The sequence below is a fragment of the Streptomyces sp. NPDC002537 genome, assembly GCF_053594975.1.
Map to the genome: position 1 here is coordinate 66703 of NZ_JBSFWT010000013.1, position 22489 is coordinate 89191.

At 72.1% G+C, this 22489-nt stretch carries 19 protein-coding genes; 7 read left to right on the forward strand and 12 right to left on the reverse strand.

What is annotated here, in order from left to right:
• Positions 1-3: 3 nt before the first annotated feature.
• Positions 4-1173 (reverse strand): nitric oxide synthase oxygenase, encoded by a 1170-nt coding sequence (locus ACWD4A_RS08875; RefSeq protein WP_451191274.1) that lies wholly within the window; start codon positions 1171-1173, stop codon positions 4-6.
• Between the two features lie 154 nt (positions 1174-1327).
• Here ACWD4A_RS08875 and ACWD4A_RS08880 point away from each other — a divergent pair, with 154 nt between their 5' ends.
• From ACWD4A_RS08880 to ACWD4A_RS08895, 4 genes are read left to right on the forward strand one after another with little or no spacing between them, the layout of a single operon-like run.
• Positions 1328-2788, forward strand: a complete 1461-nt coding sequence (locus ACWD4A_RS08880) for a DNA-3-methyladenine glycosylase 2 family protein (RefSeq protein ID WP_451191276.1) — start codon at positions 1328-1330, stop codon at positions 2786-2788.
• A gap of 50 nt (positions 2789-2838) precedes the next feature.
• Positions 2839-3384, forward strand: coding sequence for a methylated-DNA--[protein]-cysteine S-methyltransferase (locus ACWD4A_RS08885; protein WP_451191278.1), 546 nt, complete (start codon positions 2839-2841; stop codon positions 3382-3384).
• Positions 3381-4652, forward strand: a complete 1272-nt coding sequence (locus tag ACWD4A_RS08890; protein ID WP_451191280.1) for an MFS transporter — start codon at positions 3381-3383, stop codon at positions 4650-4652. Before ACWD4A_RS08885 ends, ACWD4A_RS08890 begins: the two co-directional genes overlap by 4 nt.
• Positions 4653-4676: 24 nt before the next feature.
• Complete coding sequence (locus ACWD4A_RS08895) at positions 4677-5267, forward strand: GrpB family protein (RefSeq protein ID WP_451191282.1); 591 nt, start codon at positions 4677-4679, stop codon at positions 5265-5267.
• Here ACWD4A_RS08895 and ACWD4A_RS08900 read toward each other — a convergent pair.
• Positions 5262-5807, reverse strand: a complete 546-nt coding sequence (locus ACWD4A_RS08900) for a ferredoxin (RefSeq protein WP_451191284.1) — start codon at positions 5805-5807, stop codon at positions 5262-5264. The genes ACWD4A_RS08895 and ACWD4A_RS08900 overlap by 6 nt on opposite strands.
• 176 nt (positions 5808-5983) lie before the next feature.
• Between ACWD4A_RS08900 and ACWD4A_RS08905 the strand changes: the two genes are divergently transcribed.
• Entirely contained in the window at positions 5984-6730 is a 747-nt protein-coding gene (locus ACWD4A_RS08905; protein WP_451191286.1) for a class I SAM-dependent methyltransferase, read from the forward strand.
• A gap of 8 nt (positions 6731-6738) precedes the next feature.
• Here ACWD4A_RS08905 and ACWD4A_RS08910 read toward each other — a convergent pair whose 3' ends face one another.
• From ACWD4A_RS08910 to ACWD4A_RS08945, 8 genes are all read right to left on the reverse strand, one after another.
• Entirely contained in the window at positions 6739-7992 is a 1254-nt protein-coding gene (locus tag ACWD4A_RS08910; protein ID WP_451191288.1) for an alanine racemase, read from the reverse strand.
• Positions 7992-9068, reverse strand: a complete 1077-nt coding sequence (locus ACWD4A_RS08915) for an amidinotransferase (protein WP_451191291.1) — start codon at positions 9066-9068, stop codon at positions 7992-7994. The genes ACWD4A_RS08910 and ACWD4A_RS08915 overlap by 1 nt, the downstream gene beginning before the upstream one ends.
• 53 nt (positions 9069-9121) lie before the next feature.
• Positions 9122-10126, reverse strand: coding sequence for a fatty acid desaturase family protein (locus tag ACWD4A_RS08920; RefSeq protein ID WP_451191294.1), 1005 nt, complete (start codon positions 10124-10126; stop codon positions 9122-9124).
• Positions 10127-10128: 2 nt separating this feature from the next.
• Positions 10129-11124 (reverse strand): hypothetical protein, encoded by a 996-nt coding sequence (locus ACWD4A_RS08925; RefSeq protein ID WP_451191296.1) that lies wholly within the window; start codon positions 11122-11124, stop codon positions 10129-10131.
• The gene (locus tag ACWD4A_RS08930) at positions 11121-12323 is read right to left on the reverse strand and encodes a metallopeptidase TldD-related protein (RefSeq protein ID WP_451191297.1); all 1203 of its coding nucleotides are present in this window, start codon (positions 12321-12323) and stop codon (positions 11121-11123) included. Before ACWD4A_RS08930 ends, ACWD4A_RS08925 begins: the two co-directional genes overlap by 4 nt.
• Positions 12313-14301 carry a B12-binding domain-containing radical SAM protein gene (locus tag ACWD4A_RS08935; protein WP_451191298.1) on the reverse strand — a complete coding sequence of 663 codons (1989 nt, stop codon included), beginning with the start codon at positions 14299-14301 and terminating at the stop codon, positions 12313-12315. The genes ACWD4A_RS08930 and ACWD4A_RS08935 overlap by 11 nt, the downstream gene beginning before the upstream one ends.
• Positions 14302-14348: 47 nt before the next feature.
• Positions 14349-15674 (reverse strand): radical SAM protein, encoded by a 1326-nt coding sequence (locus ACWD4A_RS08940; RefSeq protein ID WP_451191299.1) that lies wholly within the window; start codon positions 15672-15674, stop codon positions 14349-14351.
• A 136-nt stretch (positions 15675-15810) separates the two neighbouring features.
• Complete coding sequence (locus ACWD4A_RS08945; protein ID WP_451191301.1) at positions 15811-16308, reverse strand: YybH family protein; 498 nt, start codon at positions 16306-16308, stop codon at positions 15811-15813.
• 579 nt (positions 16309-16887) lie between these two features.
• Between ACWD4A_RS08945 and ACWD4A_RS08950 the strand changes: the two genes are divergently transcribed.
• Together ACWD4A_RS08950 and ACWD4A_RS08955 are read left to right on the forward strand one after the other, a co-directional pair.
• Entirely contained in the window at positions 16888-18540 is a 1653-nt protein-coding gene (locus ACWD4A_RS08950) for a bifunctional 3'-5' exonuclease/DNA polymerase (RefSeq protein WP_451191303.1), read from the forward strand.
• 62 nt (positions 18541-18602) lie between these two features.
• The gene (locus tag ACWD4A_RS08955) at positions 18603-19409 is read left to right on the forward strand and encodes a 3-hydroxybutyrate dehydrogenase (protein WP_451191305.1); all 807 of its coding nucleotides are present in this window, start codon (positions 18603-18605) and stop codon (positions 19407-19409) included.
• 36 nt (positions 19410-19445) lie between these two features.
• Here ACWD4A_RS08955 and ACWD4A_RS08960 read toward each other — a convergent pair whose 3' ends face one another.
• Positions 19446-20990 (reverse strand): trypsin-like peptidase domain-containing protein, encoded by a 1545-nt coding sequence (locus tag ACWD4A_RS08960; RefSeq protein WP_451191308.1) that lies wholly within the window; start codon positions 20988-20990, stop codon positions 19446-19448.
• A 549-nt stretch (positions 20991-21539) separates the two neighbouring features.
• Positions 21540-22334: a nucleotidyltransferase domain-containing protein gene (locus ACWD4A_RS08965; protein WP_451191314.1), complete on the reverse strand. Its 795-nt coding sequence runs from the start codon at positions 22332-22334 to the stop codon at positions 21540-21542.
• Positions 22335-22489 lie beyond the last annotated feature (155 nt).

Below are 22489 nucleotides of genomic sequence, written 5' to 3' on the forward strand. Positions count from 1 at the left end.
CACTCAGCTCTCCACCGCGTCGGCCGCGCACACACAGTCCGGAAGGACACCGATCCCCTGGGCGCGCCGACGCGCCTCCGCGTCGAGGTGGAAGTCGGGCCGGGGCCGCGCCTCGTCGTACGTGTGGTGGAACACCGGCGTCAGCGCCCCCGACATGGGCGGCACGATCCACGACCAGTCGGCGGGACAGAACCGCCCGGCGGCCTCCTCGCGGGCCACGTGCTTGAGGAAACGCCCGGACTCGGTGTGGTGGTCCGTGATGGACACCCCGGCACGGTCGAAGGAGTCGAGCACCGCGCGGTTCACCTCGACCAGCGCGCGGTCCCGCCAGAGCGTACGGTCGCTGGAGGTGTCCAGACCGAGGCGGCGGCCCACCTCCGGCAGCACGTCGTAGCGGTCGGTGTCGCACAGGTCGCGGACGCCGATCTCCGTCCCCATGTACCAGCCGTTGAAGGGCGCGGCCGAGTAGGAGAGCCCGCCGACGCGCAGCCGCATGTGGGAGATGGCGGGAACCGCGTACCAGCGCAGGCCCAGTTCGCCGAACCAGTCCAGTTCGGGATGGCCGAGGGGCACCTCCAGGACGTCGTCGGGGTCGAGTTCGAAGAGCCGCATCCCCTCGTCCCGGGACTGCACAATCAGCGGGAGCACGTCGAACCGGCCGCCCCGCCCGCGCCAGCCCATCCGCATCGCCAGCCAGGTGATGCCCAGGCTGCGGGGATCCCCCGTACACCCCTTGCCGACCGACGGATACCCGGCGTAGCGGATGAGCTGCTCGTTCCAGATGAGCGTGCGCGCGCCCCGGGCGTCGTCCTGGCCGAAAACGGTGATCACCGGACGGATCTGCCCACCGTGCGTGGCCGCCCGTAAGTGCTCCACGCACTCCGCCGCCACCTCTTCCGGACCGGTGACCTCCCGCCGGTCGCGCACCACCAGACTTCTCCAGTAGAGCCGCCCTATGCACCGCGCCGAATTGCGCCAGGCGACCCTCGCCCCGAAGGCGAGCTCCTCCGGCGTGTGCACATAGCTGCCGGTGCGGGCTATCTCCTGCCGCACCGCCGAGAGCCGCGCGCACAGGGAATCCGTCCGCCCCGTCTCCCGGTGGAACTGCCGGACGAAATGCTCGGCTTCCTGCAGATCGGCCACCGGCCGTCCGGTCCCCTGGCCGACAGTCATCGCTCCCCCTACCAGCACGGTCCTGGAGTTGCCCGGTCGCACGCACTCACATTCTAGGGGCGCGGACCGGACGGCGGCCGGGCCTCGCCGCACCGGCAACATCATGTCCGATTGTCGCCAGAAAACCGTGCGGCAGAAGGGCAAGAATGGCCACGTGCTCGACTTCGACTCCTGCTACCGGGCCATGGCGAGCCGCGACACACGGTTCGACGGGGCGTTCGTCGTCGCGGTCACCTCCACCGGCGTCTACTGCCGCCCGGTGTGCGGCGCGCGCACCCCGAAACCGGCGAACTGCCGCTTCTTCCGCGTCCCGGCGGCGGCCGAAGCGGCCGGGTTCCGGGCCTGCCGCCGGTGCCGCCCCGAGACGGCACCCACCTCCCCCGAATGGAACGTACGCGGGGACCTCGTCGCCCGCGCCCTGAGACTGATCGCCGGCGGCGCCGTCGACGAGGTCGGCGTCGCCGGAATCGCCGCCCGACTCGCCGTCAGCGAACGCCACCTGCACCGGCAACTGGTCGCCGAGGTCGGAGTCGGACCGCTGGCCCTGGCACTGAACCGGCGCGCCCAAGTGGCCCGCATGCTCATCGAATCCAGCGCCCTGCCACTGGCCGACGTGGCGTTCGCCGCCGGGTACTCCAGCATCCGGCAGTTCAACGGCGCGATCCTCGCCGCGTTCGGCCGCGCGCCCAGAGAACTGCGCCGCGCCCGCACCGCCCACGACACCGGGAACTCCGGACCGCTCCTGCTCCACCTGCGGTTCCGGCCACCCCTGGACAGCGGCGCCCTCCTGGACCGGCTGCGCGCCGGAGCCGTCCCCGGAGTGGAGCGCGTCGACGGCAACCGCTACCACCGGACGCTCCGCCTGCCGAGAGGCTCCGGCTTCGCCGAGCTCGACCTCACACCCGGGGGAAGCGGCAACACACAGCAACAGGTGCCCCTGCGGCTCACCTTGGAGGACCTGCGCGACGTCACCGCCGCCGTACGGCGCTGCCGGAACCTGTGCGACCTGGACGCCGACCCCGCCGCCGTCACCGAAGTCCTGGGCACGAGCCCCGCGCTCCGGCCCCTGACGCGGGCACGGCCCGGACTGCGCGTACCGGGCTGCGCCGACGGCTTCGAACTGGCGGTGCGCACCCTCCTCGAACAGCACCACCCGCCCGCGCGGGCCGTACGGCTCTGCGCACGGCTGACGGCCGGGTGGGGCGACCGGGCCGTCGTACCGGAAGGCGAACCCGACCTCCTGTTCCCCTCCGCCCAGGCCCTCGCGGACGCGGATCCGGAGGCCCTCGCGCTCGGGGCCGGGCCGGGCGCCGCGGTACGGGACCTGGCCCGCGCGGTGGCCGACGGCACCCTGAGCCTGGAGCAGGACGCCGACCGGGAGGACACGGTCGCCGCCCTCCGCGCACTGCCCGGCCTCAAGCCCTGGACCGTCGGGCGCATCGCCGCACACGCCCTGCGCGACCCGGACGTGTTCTCCCCGGACGACCCCCGGCTCCGGCGGGCCGCCCGTGAACTGGGACTGCCCACGGACCGGCGCGCCCTGGCCCGTCAGGCCCACGCGTGGCGGCCCTGGCGCTCCTACGCGGCGACCCACCTGCTGACCGCGCTGCCCTGAACCACATCACCGACACCCTTCTTGTCTCTCCCTCGTGAAAGGCGCGACCCATGGAAGCCGCAACGGTGCCGACCCCGCTCGGTCCCCTCAGCCTGCTGACCGTGCGGGAGGGCATCGTCGCCAGCGGCCTGACGGCCCGTCCGGCGGCCCTCCTCGCGGAACTGCCCGAGCCCTGGCGGACCGAGCCCCTGAAGATCCTGGACACCGCGCCCGAGCCGTACGCCTCCGCCCTCCACGCCTACTTCGACGGCCGGTTGGACGCCATCGACGTGCTGCCCGTCGTCCAGACCGGCAGCGCGTTCCGGCTGGCCGCCTGGCGGGAGATGCGCCGCGTCCCGCCCGGCACGACGGTCAGCTACCAGGAGCTCGCGGCCGCCGCGGGCAAGCCGGGCGCCGCGCGGGCGGCGGGCGCGTCCTGCGCGTACAACCTCGTCCCCCTGGTGGTGCCCTGCCACCGCGTCCGCCGCTCGGACGGCAGCCTGGGCGGCTACTACTACGGCCTGCACATCAAACGCTGGCTCCTCGCGCACGAACGCGGCGAGCGGGGCCTGCTGCCGCCCGCCGCACCCCTGGACCCCACCGGGAGCGGCCGATGAGCGCGGCGGCGGCCTACACACGGGTCCTGAAGTCCGGCGGCTTCGGGCGGCTGTGGCTCGGGGCGTCGGTCTCGCTGCTCGGCGACGGCATGACGATCCTCGCCCTGTCCTGGCTGGTGGTCGGCCGGCAGGGCGCGGGCGGACTGGGCTTGCTCGGCTTCTGCCTCACCGCGCCCGTCGTCGTCGGCGGACTGCTCGTCGGCCCGCTCCTCGACCGGTGGGACAAGCGCGTCGTGATGATCACGGACAGCCTGCTGCGCGCCGCGTGCGTGGCCTCGGTCCCGGTCACGGCCGCGACCGGCGGCGTGCCCGCGTGGCTGCCGTTCGCCGTCGCGGCGGTCTACGGCCTGCTGAAGATGGTGCCGATGGCCGGATTCCCGGCGATGATCCCCGAACTGGTCGACGAGCCGGACCTCGACACCGCCAACGCCCTGGAATCCCTCAGCTTCAGCGTCTCCTCGGTGCTGGGGCCGGCCATGGCGGGAGTCCTGGTCGGTGTGATCGGCGCACCCCACGTGCTGATCATCGACGCCGCCAGCTTCCTCGTCTTCGCCGCGCTCACCGCGACCGTCCGCCGCCCGGCACCGTCGCCGCGCGTACGGCGGCCCGACGCGCCCGGCGCCGTGGCACCGACCGGCACCCCGTCGATGAGGACGGTCCTGCGCGACCGCGTCATCGTGGTCACCACCGTCGCCTTCATGCTCTTCAACATCGCCGACGGCATGCTGCTGCTCGTGGTCGGACCCTGGCTCGCCAAGAACGAACTGCCCGGCGGCGCCTCCGCGCTGGGCGGACTCGTCGCCGCCCTGGCCGCGGGCGAATGCCTCGGCGCGGTGCTCGCCGGGACCCGGGACGGCGGCGGAGCCGTGGGGCCCCTGCTGCGACGGATCGGCCTGCTCCAGACCGGCGCGGCCCTCGGCTTCCTCGCCGTCCTCGGCGAGCCGCGGCCTGTCGTGGTGGGCGCCGGGTTCTTCGCCGTCGGACTGCTCAGCGCCCCGATGACCGTATGGGCGCAGTCCCTGCGCATGCGGCGCATCCCGCCCGAACTGTACGGGCGGTCCTTCGCCTGGCTGCGCACGCTGATGCAGGGCACCGCGCCGGTCGGCTCGGTGGTCGCGGCCCTGTTCCTCGGCCACGGCGGCATGGTCCCGGCCGCCCTCACCATGACCCTGGTGGCGGGCGTCCCCGGCCTCTGGCTGCTGCTCTCCCCGGACCGCACCGCACCCGAGCCGGAACCGCTGCCGGCCGAACGCGCCGAGGTGCCGTAGCGCCCCGCGCCTACACTTGATCAAATGGTCAACGACACAACGCAGGAACGCCCCGTCGTGGTCGGCCACGACCCCGCCTGGCGGGCGCGGGGCATCGGTCTCGCGGACGAGCTGCGCGCCGCGCTCGGGCCGTCGGCCTCGCGCGTCGAGCACATCGGCAGCACGGCGATCCCCGGCATGGCGGCCAAACCGGTCTTCGACCTGCAGATCGGCGTCAAGGATCTGGAGGAGGCCGAGCGGGACTTCGAACGGCCCCTGGCCGACCTCGGATTCCGGCGTTCCCCCTATCGGTACGATCACGTGCCCGCCGGGCGCGACGACGACCCCGGCCGCTGGGCGAAGCGGCTGTGGACGCGCCGCGGGCACGCGGGCCCGGACGTCAACCTGCACGTCCGCCTCCTGGGGTCCCCCAACGAGCGTCTCGCCCTGCTGTTCCGCGACTGGTTCCGGGCCCACCCCGAGGCGGTCCCCGCCTACGCGCACTTCAAGACCGTCCTCGCGCACGCGGTGCCCGACGTCGGCACGTACGCCGACGTCAAGGACCCCGTCGTCGACCTCGTCGTCGAGGTCGCCGAGTCCTGGGCCGCGGACAGCGGATGGACCGGACGGCTATAGCGCGGGCAGCCGGTCGCCCGGCCCGGGGGACCGGCGCTCCTCCAGCCAGTGGAGGTAGATCCGCAGATCCGTCGCCAGCCCGCCGCCGAGGTACGACTCGAAGTCGCGGACGGCGGCCGCCACGCCCTGGCCCGCCGCCGCATCGCTGTCGTCCCACTCGCTCCTCCGGTCCGACAGGTAGCGCAGGACACGGCCGCGGTCGCGCCACCACTCCCGGACCGCCTGCGGGGTCCACCGCGCGTCGCCGTCACAGCCGTACCCGAGGAACGGGTCCTGGCCGGCCGCTTCGGCCAGCAGGGCGGTTTCGGCGGGCGTCCGCGGCTGACGGTAGACGTACTCGGTGGAGTGCTCGCCCCCGTAGAGGACGTGGCGGGGTGCCGAGAGCCGGCCCGTCCAGCAGTTGTCGGTCGCGCCACCGTAGAAGGGTCCCGGGACGTTGAGCCACAGCCGGTCCTCCCAGCGGCCCTGGAAGGAATCACGGTCGTCGCCCAGGACGGTCGGCGGGTCGAAGTAGAGCGTCACCCGCCGAGCCTGGATCATCCGTTCCGGCCGGGCCCGGACGGCCCCGGCCCTGGTGCGGGGTCCGCGAGCGAGGTTTCAACAGGCGTTGAAATAAAGGGTGTTGGGGGCGTACAGTTGAATGGAGTCACCACTCGGTGAATAACTCTGTTCGCGGGCACGCGTGTGCCCGGAAGCCGCCGACCATGGAGGCGCACATGCCGAACGGATCAGCCGACGGGGCGTTCGCCCCCGAGGACGTCGACTTCGATGCTCTCTACCAAGGGGAAGCCGCACTGCCCGGGACGGACTTCGTCTTCGACGTGGTGCCGTGGGACATCGGCGCACCACAGCCGGTCGTGGTCGCGCTCGAGGAGAACGGGCAGCTGTCCGGCGACATCCTCGACGCCGGCTGCGGGCTCGGCGAGAACTCGCTGTATCTCGCCGGGCGCGGCCACCGGGTGACCGGCTTCGACGCGGCCGCCGGCGCGCTGGAGGAGGCGAGGAGGCGCGCCGCGTCCCGGGGCCTCTCCGTCACCTTCGCGCAGACCGACGCCACCACCCTCGACGGCCTCCGGCAGGAATTCGACACCGTCCTGGACAGCGCGCTCTACCACTGCCTCGGCGAGACCCAGCGCGGCGCGTACTCCGCGGCACTGCACCGTGTGACCCGCCCCGGCGCACAGCTGCACATCTTCTGCTTCGCCGACGTGAAGTGGGACGGATTCAACCTGCCGGTGCTGACCGTCTCCCAGGACGACCTGCGCACCCACCTGGGCGAGCACTGGCGGATCAGCCGGATCGAGCCCGTGGACTACGCCACCGCCTTCACCCGCTCGTACCTGCGGGAGCGCCGGAGCGACCTGGAGAAGGCGGGCCTCGCCGTCGACTTCGACAAGCTGCGCACCGACGACGCCGACCGGGCGCTGGCACCCATGTGGCACCTGCACGCGGTACGCCGGTAGCCCTCCTGTCAGCAGCACGCGCGCCGCGCGGGCGCGCGGGACAGGAAGCGGTTCACGGAGAATTCCCAGCCGTACGCCCCGGCCAGCGGGAACACCACCAGGTCGCCCGCGCGCAGCCGGGGCATCCGGATGCCCCGGGCCAGGATGTCCTCCGGAGTGCACAGGGGACCCGCGAGCGAGACGACGGCGTCGCGCAGTTCCGGCCGGGGCCAGGCGTACGGCCACGCGTCGACCGGCAGCACCACCGCCTCCAGGGCGACTTCGAGGAGCGCGGGCAGCATGAAGTGGTTGATCCCGCCGCCCAGTACGGCGAACGGGCTGCCGCCGACCTCCTTCACGTCCGTGACCTCCGCCGCGTAGTACCCGCAGCCGGCGACGAGGCGGCGCCCCGGCTCGAACACCACCCGGGCGCCGTCCGGCGGCCGCACGGAGGCCAGCAGCCCCGTGAAGTGCCCGAGGTCGAACGGCGCGCCACCGAGGCCCCCGCCCACGTCGACCACCCGCAGCCCGACGCCGTGCCGGCGGGCCGCCCGCGCCGACCGCTCCAGACACGAGCGCACGTACGCGGCGTGCCCCGCCGCGTCGAGGTTGCCGGACACGACGTGGAAGTGGAAGCCGACGGGGGTCACGGACCGCAGCGCGCGTGCGGTGGCGAGCACACCCCCCAGGCGGTTCTCCGAGATGCCGAACTGGGTGGCGTGGCCGTCCATGCGCAACGCGCCGTCGAGCGGACCGCTGCCGGAGTTCACTCGCAGCACCACGGGCACCGCCCGCCCAGCCGCCTCCGCCGCGCCCGCCACCCGGTGCAGCTCCAACTCGCTCTCCACGCTGAGGAATTCGACCCCCGAGGCGATCGCGTCGGCCAGCATGCGATCCGTCTTGCCCGGACCGGTGGCGATCGTCCGGGCGCCACCGGGACAGGCCGCCCGGACCGCCAGGAGCTCGCCGTGCGACGAGACGTCGAAGCCGTCGACGGCCGGGGCCAGCGCGCCCAGCACGGCGGGGAAGGAGTTGGCCTTCACCGCGTAGAAGACCTCCGCCCACTCTGGCAGGGCCGCGCGCAGCTCGCCCGCCGCGCGCGCGGCCCGGTCCGGCGCGTACACGAAGGCGCTCAGCGGTTCGTCACCGGCCGCGCCCGCCAGGGCGTACAGGCGGGCGGCGACCGGCCCCGGCAGCGCGGCGGCGGGCAGGGCCGGGCGCTCGGCGGGCGCCGACCACTGCTGGGCGGGCCAGGGCACCGCGGCGAAGTCCCGGTCCGGCATCAGAAGTACGACTCCAGACCGCCCCGGCGCCGGACGTCCAGCGTCGCGCAGTGGAAGGACCCGCCGAAGACCGTGTAGTCCTCGAACGAGCAGGGCACGGGGTCGAACCCCCACTGCTCGAAGGCCTTCAGCAGCGGCTCCTGGGCACGCTCCACCACGACGCGCCCGGGGTCGAGCATCAGCACGTTCAGACTGCTCCACCGGCTGATCAGGCTTTGGCCCATCACCGGGGTGACCACCGGCTCCGGCGGGATCAGCACGTCCCAGGACCGGAACACCTCGGGCAACTGGTCCGGATCGAGGAACTCCGGATTGACGAGCACCTTGCCCGGGGCCAGCGGCAGCAGCGACGTGTCGATGTGCATCGCCCTCGGACAGCGGGAGAACACCTCGTGCACCCGGTAGCCGGGACCGAGATGGCGGCGCAGCCACTCCAGACCGAGGCCGTTGGTGACGTGACTGCGCTCCATGAACAGGTCGCGTCCGCAGCGCATCACGTCGGCGGCGTCGAACACCGGCTCCAGCTCCGTGGTGATGAACTCCAGACCGTCGCCCGGTGGCCGGAGCTCGTAGCCCTCCCGGTACTGCGCGTCGAGGAGCCGGGGCTTGGGCGCCGCCGTCCAGCGGGCACCCGCCCGGAAGTACTCGGTGAGCAGCGGACGGTAGGGCCAGGTCTCGAAGTACCGGCCGCGGTCGGCCATCGGCACCTCGATGATCTCGTCCCCCACCACGAGCAGCGAGTCCCGGGGATTGGCCACCGACAGCCCGTTGCCCACCGACCAGGCCGGGGAGGCGAAGGGAACGCCGAAGTCGTGCGGTTCGGGACGGCGCACCGTGACCCGCGCCTCATGGAGGATGCCGAGGAACTCCTCCAGCGCGCGCTCCGCCTTCTCCACCGCCTCCTCGGGCATCGGCGTGCCGCGCCGCTCCTCGGCTCCGTACGACGGCCAGGTGACGGCGGGCACGGTGACGCGGTCGATGACGTCCCACGAGGAGGTCATGGCCCCGTCGACGCGGCCCACGACGACCTCCTCCAGGGGATCCCATTCGTTGTACGAGCAGACCACGGCGGGCATCGGGCGCTTCCTTCCGTTCGGCGGGGTTCCGGACCGCGTCGTGACCGGGCCGGTCACCGGGTCATACAGGTCCGCTCGTCGCCCTGATAGGTGATCTCGCCGGTCAGGACCTTCCGGTAGAAGCTCCAGTAGGAGTCCTCCACGACCGCGCACCTGTCCTCGATGGTGCTGTGCAGGCGGGGGACCTGCGTCATGGGGACACCCTGGTGGTAGTGGTGTGCGGTGTGCAGGTTGTTGCAGTTGGTGAGCCAGCGGGCGAACGCCGAGGCGTTGACGGTCCGCGTGTTGGTCAGGACGTTGGCGTCGGTCTGGGTGTCGAGGCCGAAGTGCTCGGGCAGCTCGATCAGGAAGTGGGTCGCCTCGCTCACCAGCAGCACCGGGGCGAACCAGGCGAACACGAAGAACCAGTCGCCCAGCACGGCGCTCGCCGTGACCGCCCCCAGCGTCAGGGCCAGCAGCACCGCGTACTCGTTCTGGATCGCCCGCAGCGCCCGCGGCCGTTCGATCCCCGGTACCGGCCGCCGGAGCGGGCCGCGCACCAGATTGCGCAGCACATCCGCGTACCGGCTCGGGTCGAACGCCGCCACGGCGAAGCCGTGCACGCTGTCCAGGCCGCGGAAGCGGTAGTTGAAGAACTCCAGGTTCCGCGGCGTGCCCAGATAGGCGTGGTGGCGGAGGTGCTCGTACTTGTAGTGGGAGTACGAGCTGTACATGAACATCCCGCAGACGAAGCCCCAGAGGCGGTTGGCCCGACGGGAGTGGAACGCGTGCTCGTGCAGGCACTCGTGCTGCAGCTCCACCAGATAGGCGTACATCACCCCGAGCACCGGCACGGCCACCACGACCGTCACCGGAGTACGCCATTCCAGCAGGGCCGTCCAGAAGATGAGGATCACCGCGAAGGCCACCGTGACCTTCCCGAGAAAGCGTCGCGGCCGTTTGGCGAAGTACGTCACGGGCAGACCGCGGCGCGTGTCGCGGCCCTGGATCGGCGCGAGCAGCACATCGCGCGAGCCGTCCAGACTCAGCTGTCCGCCGTCGGCGGGGGTACGGGACATGATCAGTCCTCCCTGTGCGAAGGGGATCGGACGGCGGACGCGATCACCTCGTCCGCCCGCAGGGACGTCATGACGCGGGGCGCCCGCGCATAGGACTCGCGCGCGATCGGGTCGCGGACGAGCGCGGGCCGCCCGGCGCCGCAGGCATGCAGCACACGCCCCAGGAGTTCGGCCGGGTCGCCGTGCACGACCAGCGGGGACGTGCCCCGCCCCGTACCGCCGGACCCGTCACGCGCGCTGAACGCCGCGCGCCACGTGAGGCGCCCGTCCGCGTGCCGGCCGTGCCGCGCGAGCGAGTCGAGGACCAGCGCCCGGCCCGGCACGGGACCCCGGCCCGGCCACGCGGCCCGGGGAGCCGGGCGCAGCGCACCGGCGAAGGTGCCGTGCGGGACGTGCCAGAGCACCGGATCGCTCAACAGCTCCGCCGCCTGCGCCAGATCCGCGCCGGTGCGCCCGGGGACGGCAGGCAGCGTCAGGTCGTGCGGCGGGTACGGCGACGGCCGGTCGTCGGCGGGTTCCTCCGTGCCCGTCTCCTCCTGCCGGGCGAGGAGCAGGGCGAGCAGGGCGGCGGGCCCGAGAAGAACGGGGTCGTCGCCGCGGAGCACCTCCGGCACGACCGCCCGGGACCACGGCAGCACCGCCGGCGGGCGTGTGCCGTCCCGCAGATGGATGACGTGATCGCCGTCCCGGACGAGCAGATACGGCCGGTGCCCGACCACGGACGGCACACCGTTCAGGCTGACCTCGTGCGTCACGCTGCCCGCCTCGACGAGCAGCCCGTCCCCGTTCAGCGCGACGGCGCCCTTCTCGGCGAGCTCGCGCCGGGCGCCGCGGACCAGGGACTCCGGCGGGAGGACCGGCCGCGCGGGGACCGAGGACAGGTGCCACTCGCCCGGCGCGGCCGACGCGGCGGTCATGGCCAGCGAGGTGCCGCACTCCGTGCCGTCGGCCTCGACGCGCAGGACGGCGTGCCGCCGCGTGACGCGCACGGACGTCACGGCGCGCACCGCAGCCGGGAGAGCCGCAGGGCGGGTGCGCGCGTCCCCACGTCGAACAGCAGCTGACCCGCCTTGCCGCACAGGGAGTTGTCGCCGAACTCCGTGTGCCGGCCGACGCCCGTGACGCGGGTGAGCACGTCCGCCCGCTCGGTGATGCGGCCGGTGACGTAGCGTCCGGTGAGGCGCCCGTCGCGGATGTGCTCACCGAGCACCAGACGCGCCTCGACGGTGCCGCCGGAGCTGATGCCGTCCGCGACCCGGTGGACCATCAGCCCCCGCCCGGTCGCCTGGAGGAGCTCGTCGAGGCCGGCGTCGCCGGGGGAGCAGACCAGGTTGGACATCCGGGGCAGCGGTGGCTGGAGCACGGAGGCGGCACGGCTGTTGGCGGTGGGCATCGCCCTGGCCGCCGCGGCGCTCGGGACGCTGTGCAACTGCCGGACGAGGCGGCCCTCCTGCACGATCCGGTGCCGCCCGAGCGCGCGGACGCCCTCGTCGTCGTGGCCGTAGCCGCCGGGGCCGCCCTCCGCCAGCGGGTCGTCGTCGAGGGAGATCCGCTCGTCGGCGATCCGGCACCCCAGCCGGTGGTCCAACGGGGGCGCGCCGGGCGGGGCCGCCTCCGCGAAGTGGCCCGCCGCCTCGTGCAGCAGGACACCGGCGGCCTGCGGCGCGAGGACCGCGGGACCGTCCCCCGCCTCGACCGGCCCGGCACGCCCGACCGCGTCGCACAGCCACGCGGTGCGCTCGGCCCACACGGGATCGGTGACACGGGGGAGCCCCGGGCCGCGGCCGCTCCTGCCGACAGGGACGGTGCGGCCGCCGGGGAGCAGCACATCGCCGGTCAGGGACCACACCCGGCGCTCCCGGACGGCGGGTCCGGTCACGCACCGCGGCCCGTCGAGCACCCGCACCGCGGAGACGGCCGTGTAGCAGAACACGGCCGCGCCGAACCGGGCGTGCAGCGCGCCGAGGGCGGCGCGGACCGCGTCGTCCTCCTCCAGCGGCGCCGGGTCGGCGAGTCGCACGGACCACGGGCCGGGCGGGTCACCCGAGAAGACACTGAGGCCGCCGTCCCTTTCCATACGGCCGCCGTGGAAGACCGTCCGGCGGGAGCGCACGACACCGTCCCCTCCCACGGACATGACACCGCCCACGGCCCGTTCGCAGCTCACCGACGCCTCCCGCAGTGCGTCAGCGGCCATTCGTCGCCCCGTTCGGCGAGGCCGCCAGCAACAGCCCCCGGCCCGCGAGCGACCGGACGAGTTCGAGCCCCCGGCTCAGCGCGTGCTCCGGGTCGGCCGCGGCCTCCTCCGCCAGCGCGGCCGTGATGATCTCGCGGGCCGTGGAACGGCCGTCGGCACGCTCCAGCAGACTGCGGGACGCCCGCCCCAGCTGGATCGTCTCGATCGTGTCGGCCGACGTCCGGCGCGTCACCACGTAACTGCCGCCGCCGGCCGCCGGCCGCGCCGCCCCGTCCCCGCCCTTGAGGATCTCCTGCAGGTCGTACGGGAACTCGGCGCTGAGGTAGTCGCCCGCCGTGAGCCGCGAGTCCAGGTCGACGCCGGACGCCGCGACCACCGGGGTGACCCGCGGCAGCGCCGCCGCGTCGAGCCGCAGCATCTCGTACCGCACCAGCGCGGCGGCCCGGCTGTCCTCGATGCCGAGCCGCCGCACCTCCTCTTCCGCGAACACCAGCAGGTCACGGGCCTCGCACTGGTGCGGGAAGCGGGTGCCGGGCGCGTGCCGCCCGTTGTACGCCGCGATCCACGGCACCCAGCGCTCGTACCAGTCGAGCGGCGAGTCGTAGTGGGCGAGCAACTGCGGCCACAGGGACGCGAGCACCACGACGTGACCGGACAGCTCCTCGGCGGCGTCCACCAGGCCCTCGTCCAGTTCGGGCGTGGCGAAGCGGTAGTCGGTGCAGAACAGGTCCTTGTGCTCGCGCCGGTACTGCCGGACCTGCGCCATCAGGCTCTCGGCGACGGGCACGTCGTAGTACTCGGCGGGCCGGTCCAGCGTGGACTCGTACTGCTTGTAGAGCGGCGACTGGTGCAGCGGCACGAGCGTGAACAACTGGCTGCGGCCGTGGCCCTCTTCGAGGAACTGGAAGAACCGTCCCAGCGTGTGCCCCAGGGTCTCCCGGGTCTCGGTCGGATAGCCGATGATGAAGCCGGTGACCGGCCGGATGCCCGCCGCCTTCGTCTCGCGCACGACCTCCAGCGACCGGTCCAGGTCCAGGTTCTTCCTGATCCACTTCTGCATGTCCTGGGAGCCGCTCTCGATGCCGTAGTAGATCTCGTCGCAGCCCGCCGCGCCCATCTTGTCGAGCAGGGGGGCGTCGATCAGATCCGTCCGGGTGCTGCACCCCCAGGTGACGCCGATGTCCCGGGCGATGAGCTCGTCGCAGAACCTGTGCGCCCACGGACGGTCACAGGTGAAGATGTCGTGCGAGAAGTTGATGCTGGTACGGCCGAACTCGTCCCGTACGTACTCCATCTGCCGGATGATGTCGTCGATGGGGCGCATCCGGTACTTGCGGTCCCAGAACGGCGCGGTGGCGCAGAACGAGCAACGGAACGGGCAGCCGCGGCCGATGTCCAGGTAGAGCCGGGCGCCCCGCGACATGTCGTAGGCGTAGTACGCGGGCCACGGCAGCTCTTCCAGGTCCTGCACCAGCGGCCGCTCGTCGTTGCGGACGACCTCGCCGCCCTGCCGGAACGTCAGCCCCAGCACCCCCGACGGATCGCGGTCCGCGTGCAGGCACTCCAGCAGCTCGTTGAAGGTGTGCTCGCCCTCGCCGCGCACGATGAAGTCGGCCCAGGGGAAGCGCCCGAGGAACTCCTCGCTGACCGGGGTGACGGCCGGCCCGCCCAGACAGATCCGGGTACCGGGCGACCGCCTGCGCAGGGCCTGCCCGAGCAGCACGGTGTGGACGAGGGAGTCCGCGTCGGTCATCAGACCGACCAGCGAGTCGCCCGCGCCGAGCACGGCGGCCGCGAGGTTGTCGTAGAGCCCGTCGTCGTTGGGGATCTCCTTGTCGAGCAGCAGCTGGTTCGTCTCGACGACCCGGACGTCGGCCGGCGCCCCCGCCGCGTCGGCCGCCGCCTTGAGCGACAACAGGCCGACCGGGACGTAGTTCTGCATCGGAGGCGGGTCGCCCGGACGCGTCTGCAGCGACATGCCGCCATGGTTGAGGTGCAGACTGCTGGCGAGACCGACCCTCATCATCAGGCCTCACCCCGCGTCGCCCCGGCCCGGCGCAGCTCGACGCGCGGCTCGGTCATGATGCGTTCGCGGAAGAGCTCCTCACGGCGCAGGATGCTGCGCCGCTGGAACTCCGTGGTGCCGCAGCCGTCGAACGTGCCGTTGAGAATGCTCGACTGGCTCGGGCACCGCCCGGTGCAGAAGTACTTGTCGTCGTTGATCGGGCAGCCTTCGCACGTGGACCGGAAGTTGTCCCAGGTGATCTTCCGTACCAGCCAGTCCGGGTTGTTCCAGACCTCCGCGAACGGCGCGGCCTGGACATTGCCGCCGCACAGCACCTTGTTGCCCGCGCAGGTGCTGCAGGGAAAGACGTCACCGGCGGAATTCACGTAGCACACACCCCGGCCGCTCATGCAGCGGCGACTGGCGAACACCATGGTGTAGAGGAAGTCGAGAACCTTGCCGGCGCACAGACCGAGCGTCTGGTCCTTCTCCCGGCACCAGGCCTCCTCCTCGATCCAGAACTGCGCGGTCCGCTCGACGTCGTGCAGCGTGCTCGAGATGTCCTCGTGCAGGGCACCCCGGCCCATCGGGATGAACGGGACGCTGCGCAGACTGACGTCATGGGTGCGGGCCCAGTCCACGATGGTCGCGAGGTCACCGACGTTCTCGTGGGTCGTGGTCGTCATGATGCTGGTGTTGAAACCGCGGTCGCGCAGCTCGGTCAGCCGCCGGGTGACATAGTCGAACTCGCCCTCGTTGCGGTACTTCCCCATCCCGTGCAGGCCGTCGATGCTCATGCTGATGATCAGGTCGTCCTGCGGCAGCCGCGAGACCAGCTCGTCGGTCAGCGGGATGCCGTTGGTCGCGATGCCGATGACGAATCCGAGGTCGTACGCGTGCCGCACGATGGCCAGGAAATCCGGATGCACCGTGGGCTCGCCACCGGTGACGATGAGGGAGAAGACCCCGGCCTCCGCCCATTCGTCGAGCAGCCGGACGATGCGCTCGGTCGACAATTCGGAACTGCGCGCCTTGCCGCCCTCGACAAAGCAGTGCGGGCAGCGCAGATTACAGGTCCTGGTGATTTCCAGCCAGGCCATGGCGGGCGCCCGGAAATGAAAATCCGTCCCCATGGAGAGCCGCTCGATCAAATGGCCGGAGCACCGCTCCGGTGATTCCCCGGCCCGCAGCAGCGGCTCGACGGATTCGTCGTAGAGGGCCACCGTGCCGTCGGGAAAGGCGGCCAGCCAGCCGAAATCCTCCCGGCGATAGCGGATCAGCGGACGCGTTCTGGGCGGCAGTCGGCGTGCGTATTCGTCCGTGCAGGGCGCCAGGTGCTGCAACAACGTACGCCTCCAAAAAGGGGAACACGGGTCGGTCCGGGCTGACGACCGGGGCCCTCGCGGTCGAGAGCGAGGGCCCCGGCGGAACCGGCGGGCGGCAGCCCGTCGCGCTGCTCTTGCGTTGCTTCCTGCGCCCGCGTTACTTCGGAGTGCCGACCGTCGCCGCGGCGGTGGCCGTGCGCTCCTCGATCACCGAGATCTCCTCGGCGTTCTTCGCCGGCGACTTCGGCACGCTCGGCATGTCCTGCGGCGAGATGTGCAGATGAGAGATGCGCAGGTCACCACGGGAGTCCCGGGTCACCACGAGCGTCTCGCGGGTGTACTGCTGCACTTCGCCCACGACCACGTGGCAGTGCAGGCTGACGAGTGCCGAGTCGCCCATGAGGCGGATCTCGGGCGACAGGAGCTGGCTGCGGCGGGTGGTGCCCTCGGGGAGGGAGAACATCCGCTGGAATTCCTCGCGGCTGTCGATCCGGGTCGGCGACGACAGGATGAAGAAGGTCGCGTCGCTCGCGAAGAGGCCGAAGTAGGACGGGTCGGCGCTGTCGTACGTCTCGCTGTACTTCGCGAGCAGTTGCCGTACGGATTCCTTGGTGACGGCGTCCGTGAGCGCCGATGGAACGGAAGCGGTGGTCATGGAAGAAGGTCCCCCTTCTTGATCTGTGTCCGCTGAATTTCCTCGCCATGCAGGCTGCCGCGGCAGAAACACGGCAGACGGCTCGAAATCAAGAGATCAAGATTGGCGGCACTCTCTGCGGATGCGTCGGGGGACTATTCGCGCCAGGCCCCCGTCGTCAATGGTGATCTGCTCGATATAATCGATCACATGCATGACCTGTACGCTGCTTTCCTTTCTCGGTTCTACAGCAGGCGAGAATGGGTGTCAATGTCTCAATGAGAGTGGCATATTTCGGCCGCCGCACCGGCCGGGAGAATTTCGGACACCCGGTTCACGGACGATTTCCGATCCGGCGACGACGGCCCGCCGCACCCGCCGCGCACCCCATGACCGGGGCCGTTGCCGACCGGCGCGCCACGACGATCTCGCGCTCCAAGCGCACGCCCTGGCGCTTATGGCCACACTTCACGCCCCCTCGGGATGGCGCGAAACGTATGGGACGCCCGCGCCGCCCACTGCCGTGGCCCGAGGCCCGAACGGCCAGGTCAGAGGCGATTGTCAGACCCCGGTGCGAGACTCGTGACCGTGCGATGGGCAATGGCTGATACGGAGGACGGCGGCGTCCGGCTGTGCCCGCTCGACGACACGGGGCACCCGGCCGGTCCCGTCGTCGTGGAGCGGAGCCCGGCGGACGCGGTCCGGGCGCGCCCGGAAGCCGAGCGGTGGGTGTGGCGCTCCACGGCGGCGATGTACGGGCGGCTGCTCCGGGCCGGCGTCCGCGTCGAGCGGTGCTACGACGTGGAAGCGGCCGAGGCACTGCTCATCGGGTACGAGGAAGGGCAGTCCGGCCAGCCGCGCTCACTCGCCGCGGCCTGGGCACGACCGCGCGGACTCCCGGTGCCGGAGGACCCGCCGGCGCGGACCGCCGACGCACAGCCGTCGCTCTTCGAACCCGGCCCGGTGCCCCTGCCACCGGGGACGGACGAACTGACGGCGCTGCTGGACGTCTACGCGGGGCAGCTCGCCCGCACCAAGGACACCGAACACCCCGGAAGGATGCGCCTGCTGACCGCCGCCGAGTCGGCCGGGACGCTCGTGGCGGCCGAGATGGGCGAGGCCGGAGTGCCCTGGCGCGCCGACGTGCACCGGGAGCTGCTCACCGGACTGCTGGGCGAGCGCTACCCGGGCGGCCAGGAGACCCGACGGCTCGCCGAGCTGGCCGACGAGGTGTCGCGGGCCTTCGGCGCGCGCGTACGGCCCGACCTCCCCGCCGACATCGTCCGGGCCTTCGCCCGCCAGGGCATCGCCCTGTCCTCCACCCGCGCCTGGGAGCTGCGGGGCCTCGACCACCCGGCCGTCCCCGCCCTGCTGGAGTACAAGAAGCTCTACCGCCTGCACACCGCCCACGGCTGGACCTGGCTGCAGTCCTGGGTGCGCGACGGCCGCTTCCGCCCCGAATACCTGCCGGGCGGCGCTGTCTCGGGCCGCTGGACCACCAACGGCGGCGGAGCCCTCCAGATCCCCAAGGTCGTCCGGCGGGCGGTCGTCGCGGACCCGGGATGGCGGCTCGTCGTCGCCGACGCCGACCAGATCGAACCCCGCGTGCTCGCCGCCGTCTCCCGCGACCCCGGACTGATGGACGTCGCGGGCAGCGGCCGCGACCTCTACGCGGACCTGGCCGCGCGCGCCTTCTCCGGCGACCGCGACCGGGCCAAACTCGCCCTGCTCGGCGCCATCTACGGCCAGACCTCCGGCGACGGCCTGAAGAACCTGGCCGACCTGCGCCGCCGCTTCCCCCGCGCCGTCGCCTATGTGGACGACGCGGCCCGCGCGGGCGAGGAGGGCCGCCTCGTCCGCACCTGGCTGGGCCGCACCTGCCCACCGTCGTCGACCGCCCTCGACGACGAGGCGGGCATCCCCCAGGACGAGCCCGTCCCGTACGGCAGCACCGCGAGTGCACGCGCCCGGGGCCGCTTCACCCGCAACTTCGTCGTCCAGGGCAGCGCCGCCGACTGGGCACTGATCGTGCTCGCGACGATCCGCCAGGCGATCGCGGGCATGCGCGCGGAGCTGGTTTTCTTTCAGCACGACGAAGTGATCGTCCACTGCCCCGAGGAGGAGACCGCCGCCGTGGCCGAAGTCATCCGCACCGCCGGCGACCACGCCGGCCGCATCGCCTTCGGCGACACCCCTGTCCGCTTCCCGTTCACCACAGCGGTCGTGGAGTGCTACGCGGACGCCAAGGCGTAACGGTTCGCCCTTGATCCCGCAGGCCGTTGGACGGGCGCGGGCTCCTGCGTAGGGTGCACCGCATGACCGAGACCGAGAGCGGGACCGCACCCCAGACCACCTCCGGCGCCCCCGCCCTGCGCGGCCGTGTCGCCCTCGTCACCGGCGCGGCGAGCGGCATCGGGGCGGCGTGCGCCCTGCGGCTCGCCGCCGCCGGGGCGCACGTCCGGGCGCTCGACCGGGATGCCGCCGGGCTCGCGGCCTTGCGCGACCGTGCCGGGCACCTGCCCGGCACGGTCGAGGACGTGGTGCTCGACCTCACCGATCTCGACGGCGCCGAACGGGCCGCGCCGGGCGCCGACATCCTCGTCAACAACGCCGGGATACAACTCGTCCGCCCCATCACGGAGTTCCCGCCCGACGCCTTCCGCACGGTCCTCACCGTCATGCTGGAGGCCCCGTTCCGGCTGCTGCGGGGAGCCCTGCCGCACATGTACGCGCAGGGCTGGGGCCGCGTCGTCAACATCAGCTCCGTGCACGGACTGCGCGCCTCCGCCTACAAGTCGGCCTACGTCACCGCCAAACACGGCCTCGAAGGGCTGTCCAAGGTCGCCGCCCTCGAAGGGGCGCCGCACGGGGTCACGTCCAACTGCGTGAGCCCCGGCTATGTGCGCACCCCGCTCGTCGAGAAGCAACTGGCCGACCAGGCCGCGGCGCACGGCATCCCGGAGGACCGCGTCCTCTCCGAGGTCCTCCTCGCGGATTCGGCGCTCAAGCGGCTCGTCGAACCGGAGGAGGTCGCCGAGGCCGTCGCCTACCTCTGCGGGCCGTACGCCGCGTCCGTCACCGGCACCACACTGACCATGGACGGCGGATGGACGGCCCACTGAACCCACCGGGTCTACTGGACCACTGGCCCCAGGGAGCTACGAGAGGGTGCGCGAGACGGGCGGCGTGGGGTTGTCGGCGTTGTCGTAGCCGATGGCGCAGTACGTCCACGGGCCCTCGGAGACCTTCAGGGACGCGGGGATGCCCAGGAAGTACCGGTAACCCTCCGGATCGGCGCAGTTCGTGGTCGCCTCCGGCCCGTACTTGACCTTGTACCCGGTGATCTCCCACGGCTTGTACACGGGGCGCACCCAGTAGGCGGCGTCCGCTCCCTCGCCGAACTTCTGCGCGTCGATCGAAGCGGCCACGGTCGGCGGGGTGTTGTCGACGCGGGCGTACGCGTATGAGGGGTGCGCGAGGGACTTCGCCCAGGCGGCGCCGTGCAGGGAGGCGTCCGGCCCGCCGACCGCGCACAGGATGTACAGGTTGTCCTTCTTCGGCAGGAGCCCGTCGTGGTCCACTCCCGCGGCGGCCAGCGGCCGCGGCGTGCCGTAGCCCTCGGGCCGGGTGCAGTCGACGGCGCCGAACGGGCCGCTCTTGACGGCGACGTACGTGTGCCGCTGCCGCTTGTCGGGGGTGATGTGCGCGTCCCAGCGGGCGGGGCCGTTCGCCGTCTCGCTCTGCGTCTGCTGTCCGGACGAGGCGACCGTGACCTGCTCGCCGAGGTCCAGGCGGCAGCCCGGCTTGTGCGGCTTCAGGCCGGTGGCGTCCAGGCAGGAGGCGACCGCGTCCACGGGCGTCGCGTAGACGGTGTCGTCCTTGGGGATCACCAGCCCCGACGCGCTGCCCTCGCAGGGGCGGCCCAGGCCGCAGCCGAGGTAGCCGGGGGTGGACACGGTGTTGAGCAGGCTCACGAGCCGGTTGCCGTCCGCGGTGGTGACGGCGCCGCCCGAGGAACCGCCGCTGATGCCGAGGCAGTCGGTGCGGGTGAAGCCCTTCCACAGCCAGGTGCTCTCGTGCAGGGCCACCGAGGAGCCCGTGACCGCACAGCGGGACAGGCGCAGGAACTGCTCGCCCGGCTCGACGCCGTCCGTCGGCGCGTGCGCGGCCTGAAGAGCCGTGCCCGGCCGGGGCGGTTCGGCGGCCAGTGTCCGGGGAACGATGTTCAGCTTGGCCAGCTCGCCGTAGGTGGCCGACAGCCGGAGCACCGAGACGTCGATGTCCTTCATGGTGGCGTACGCGACGCGCTCCACCGCGAACGTCCTGTGCTCCGCGGTGTTGTCGTGGAAGTACGCGGGGGTGAACGTGAAGCCCTCGGGCGCGGCCTCGTCGACGATGACGTCGTCGGTCCCCATGGAGTCGCTGACGCAGTGCCCGTTGCTCAGGACGAGCGCCTTCGCGTTCGGATCGGGCCTGCCCGTGGCGTGGACGAGCGTCGCCGTGCACGTCGTGCCGCCGCCCCCGACGAGCCGCCCGGTGGCACGGAACTTCTGACCGGCGGGGGAACCGGCGTCGATCAGCGGTGCCTCGTGCCCCGCGGCCTGTGCCGGCCCCACACCTCCCCACAACAGCCCGGCGCTGACGACCCCGGTCGCGCATATGGCCAGGGTCCCGCGTATGCGGGCAAGGACGGTGTCCCTCAAGACGAACCTCCGTGATCGGCAAGTCGACGAAACGCCAAGACCTTTGCAGAGACTTGGGTTGCGCACGACGTGCCGTGTCCGCTTTCGGTCACGTACGCGGAGCGACCGCGGAACGGTGCCGCGAGGGAGGGGCCGCATGTGCAGCAGCAACCGCTCGACCGCTCTCCGCGAGGTCGGTTCTCGTTCGCCCCTGCGATCGACTCAAAAGTGGCGGGGGATTCGCCGGGGCCCGGATCACCGCCCGGATCACCGCGTGCCCGACGCCGTCGGCCGGTCGACTACGTCATGAACCCCGAGGGCGCGGGCCGTCGTCGCCAGTGCACGCGGGACCACGGAAGGGCGAGTCCTCGCGCAGGCAGCGGGCGATCGACGCCGCGGTCGCCCAGCTGCGCGCCGAGGGCCACGAGATCAGCGATGAGGACGTCGCCGAGGACTGAACCGCCGGGCAGCTCAGCCTGCGTGAGCTGCCTCCGTTCCGGTCAGGAGGAACGAAGTTGCGAGCCACTGCACGTCGGTCGTGCTCTGGTGGAGGTGGTGCCCGCTGCCAGGTCAGCGGCCGTGATCGATGACGTCGTGGAGGTACTGCACGGCGAGCTTCTCGGCATTGCGGTGCCGTTCAACGACCGCTGCGTCAGCATCGGACCATCGGCGGTAGAGATCTACAGTGGCGAGGAGCGCCCGTCCGGCCTCGTGGCGGTCGTAGCCGCACAGCGTCGCCTGAAGGTCGCGTGCCTCGTCGGGCGCGATGGACTCCAAGTGGCGCACACCGCGGGAAGGCGCACCCACCCGTCGGGCGGCCAGTGGGCCGAGCACGCTGTCACGCAGGTAGGCGAGGAAGCCGATGGTCTCGAACAGCTCCCCGCGGCCGAGCTTCGTCGCGCCGTAGTGCACCCAGACCCAGAACCGGTCCTCGATCCACTGGAGGTCGAACGCCGGATTGGCCGGCGGCTGCTGGGCGAGGGCACCCGTCAGCCGGCCGTCGCGGTCCCACAGGATCTCCGGGTCCTCGATCCGCTCGGCAAAATCGGAAGCCCGCACGAACTTGAAGTCCACGTGCAGGAGAGGCGGCCCGACGAGCGTGATGATCACACGCGGCTCGCCGACATGCTCCCCGGTGAACCCGGCTACCAGGGAAGCCCAGGAACTGATCAGTACGAGCCGCTCCCGCATGACCGCCTCGTACGCCTCGTCATCGATGGCCAGGATCAGGTCCACATCCGAGTAGACATCGGGGCGGCCACCCACGAACGACCCGGTGATCGCCACACCGGCCACACGCGCATCCTTTTGGATCCGGGGCAGTACGTCGCTGAGGAACTGGCTGTGCAGGGAGGGGACGTCCATCTGCTTTCCTTCCGGTCGGAGCAAAGCAGATCAAAGTAACACTTAGGCGGGCGAGAATCGCAACCCAAATTTCTCACAAACGGTCCTTTGCCCGAGCAAGATCAAAGACGGTGCTCCGGCGATCGCGAACCGGCGGTCCGGTTCGCAAAACTCGT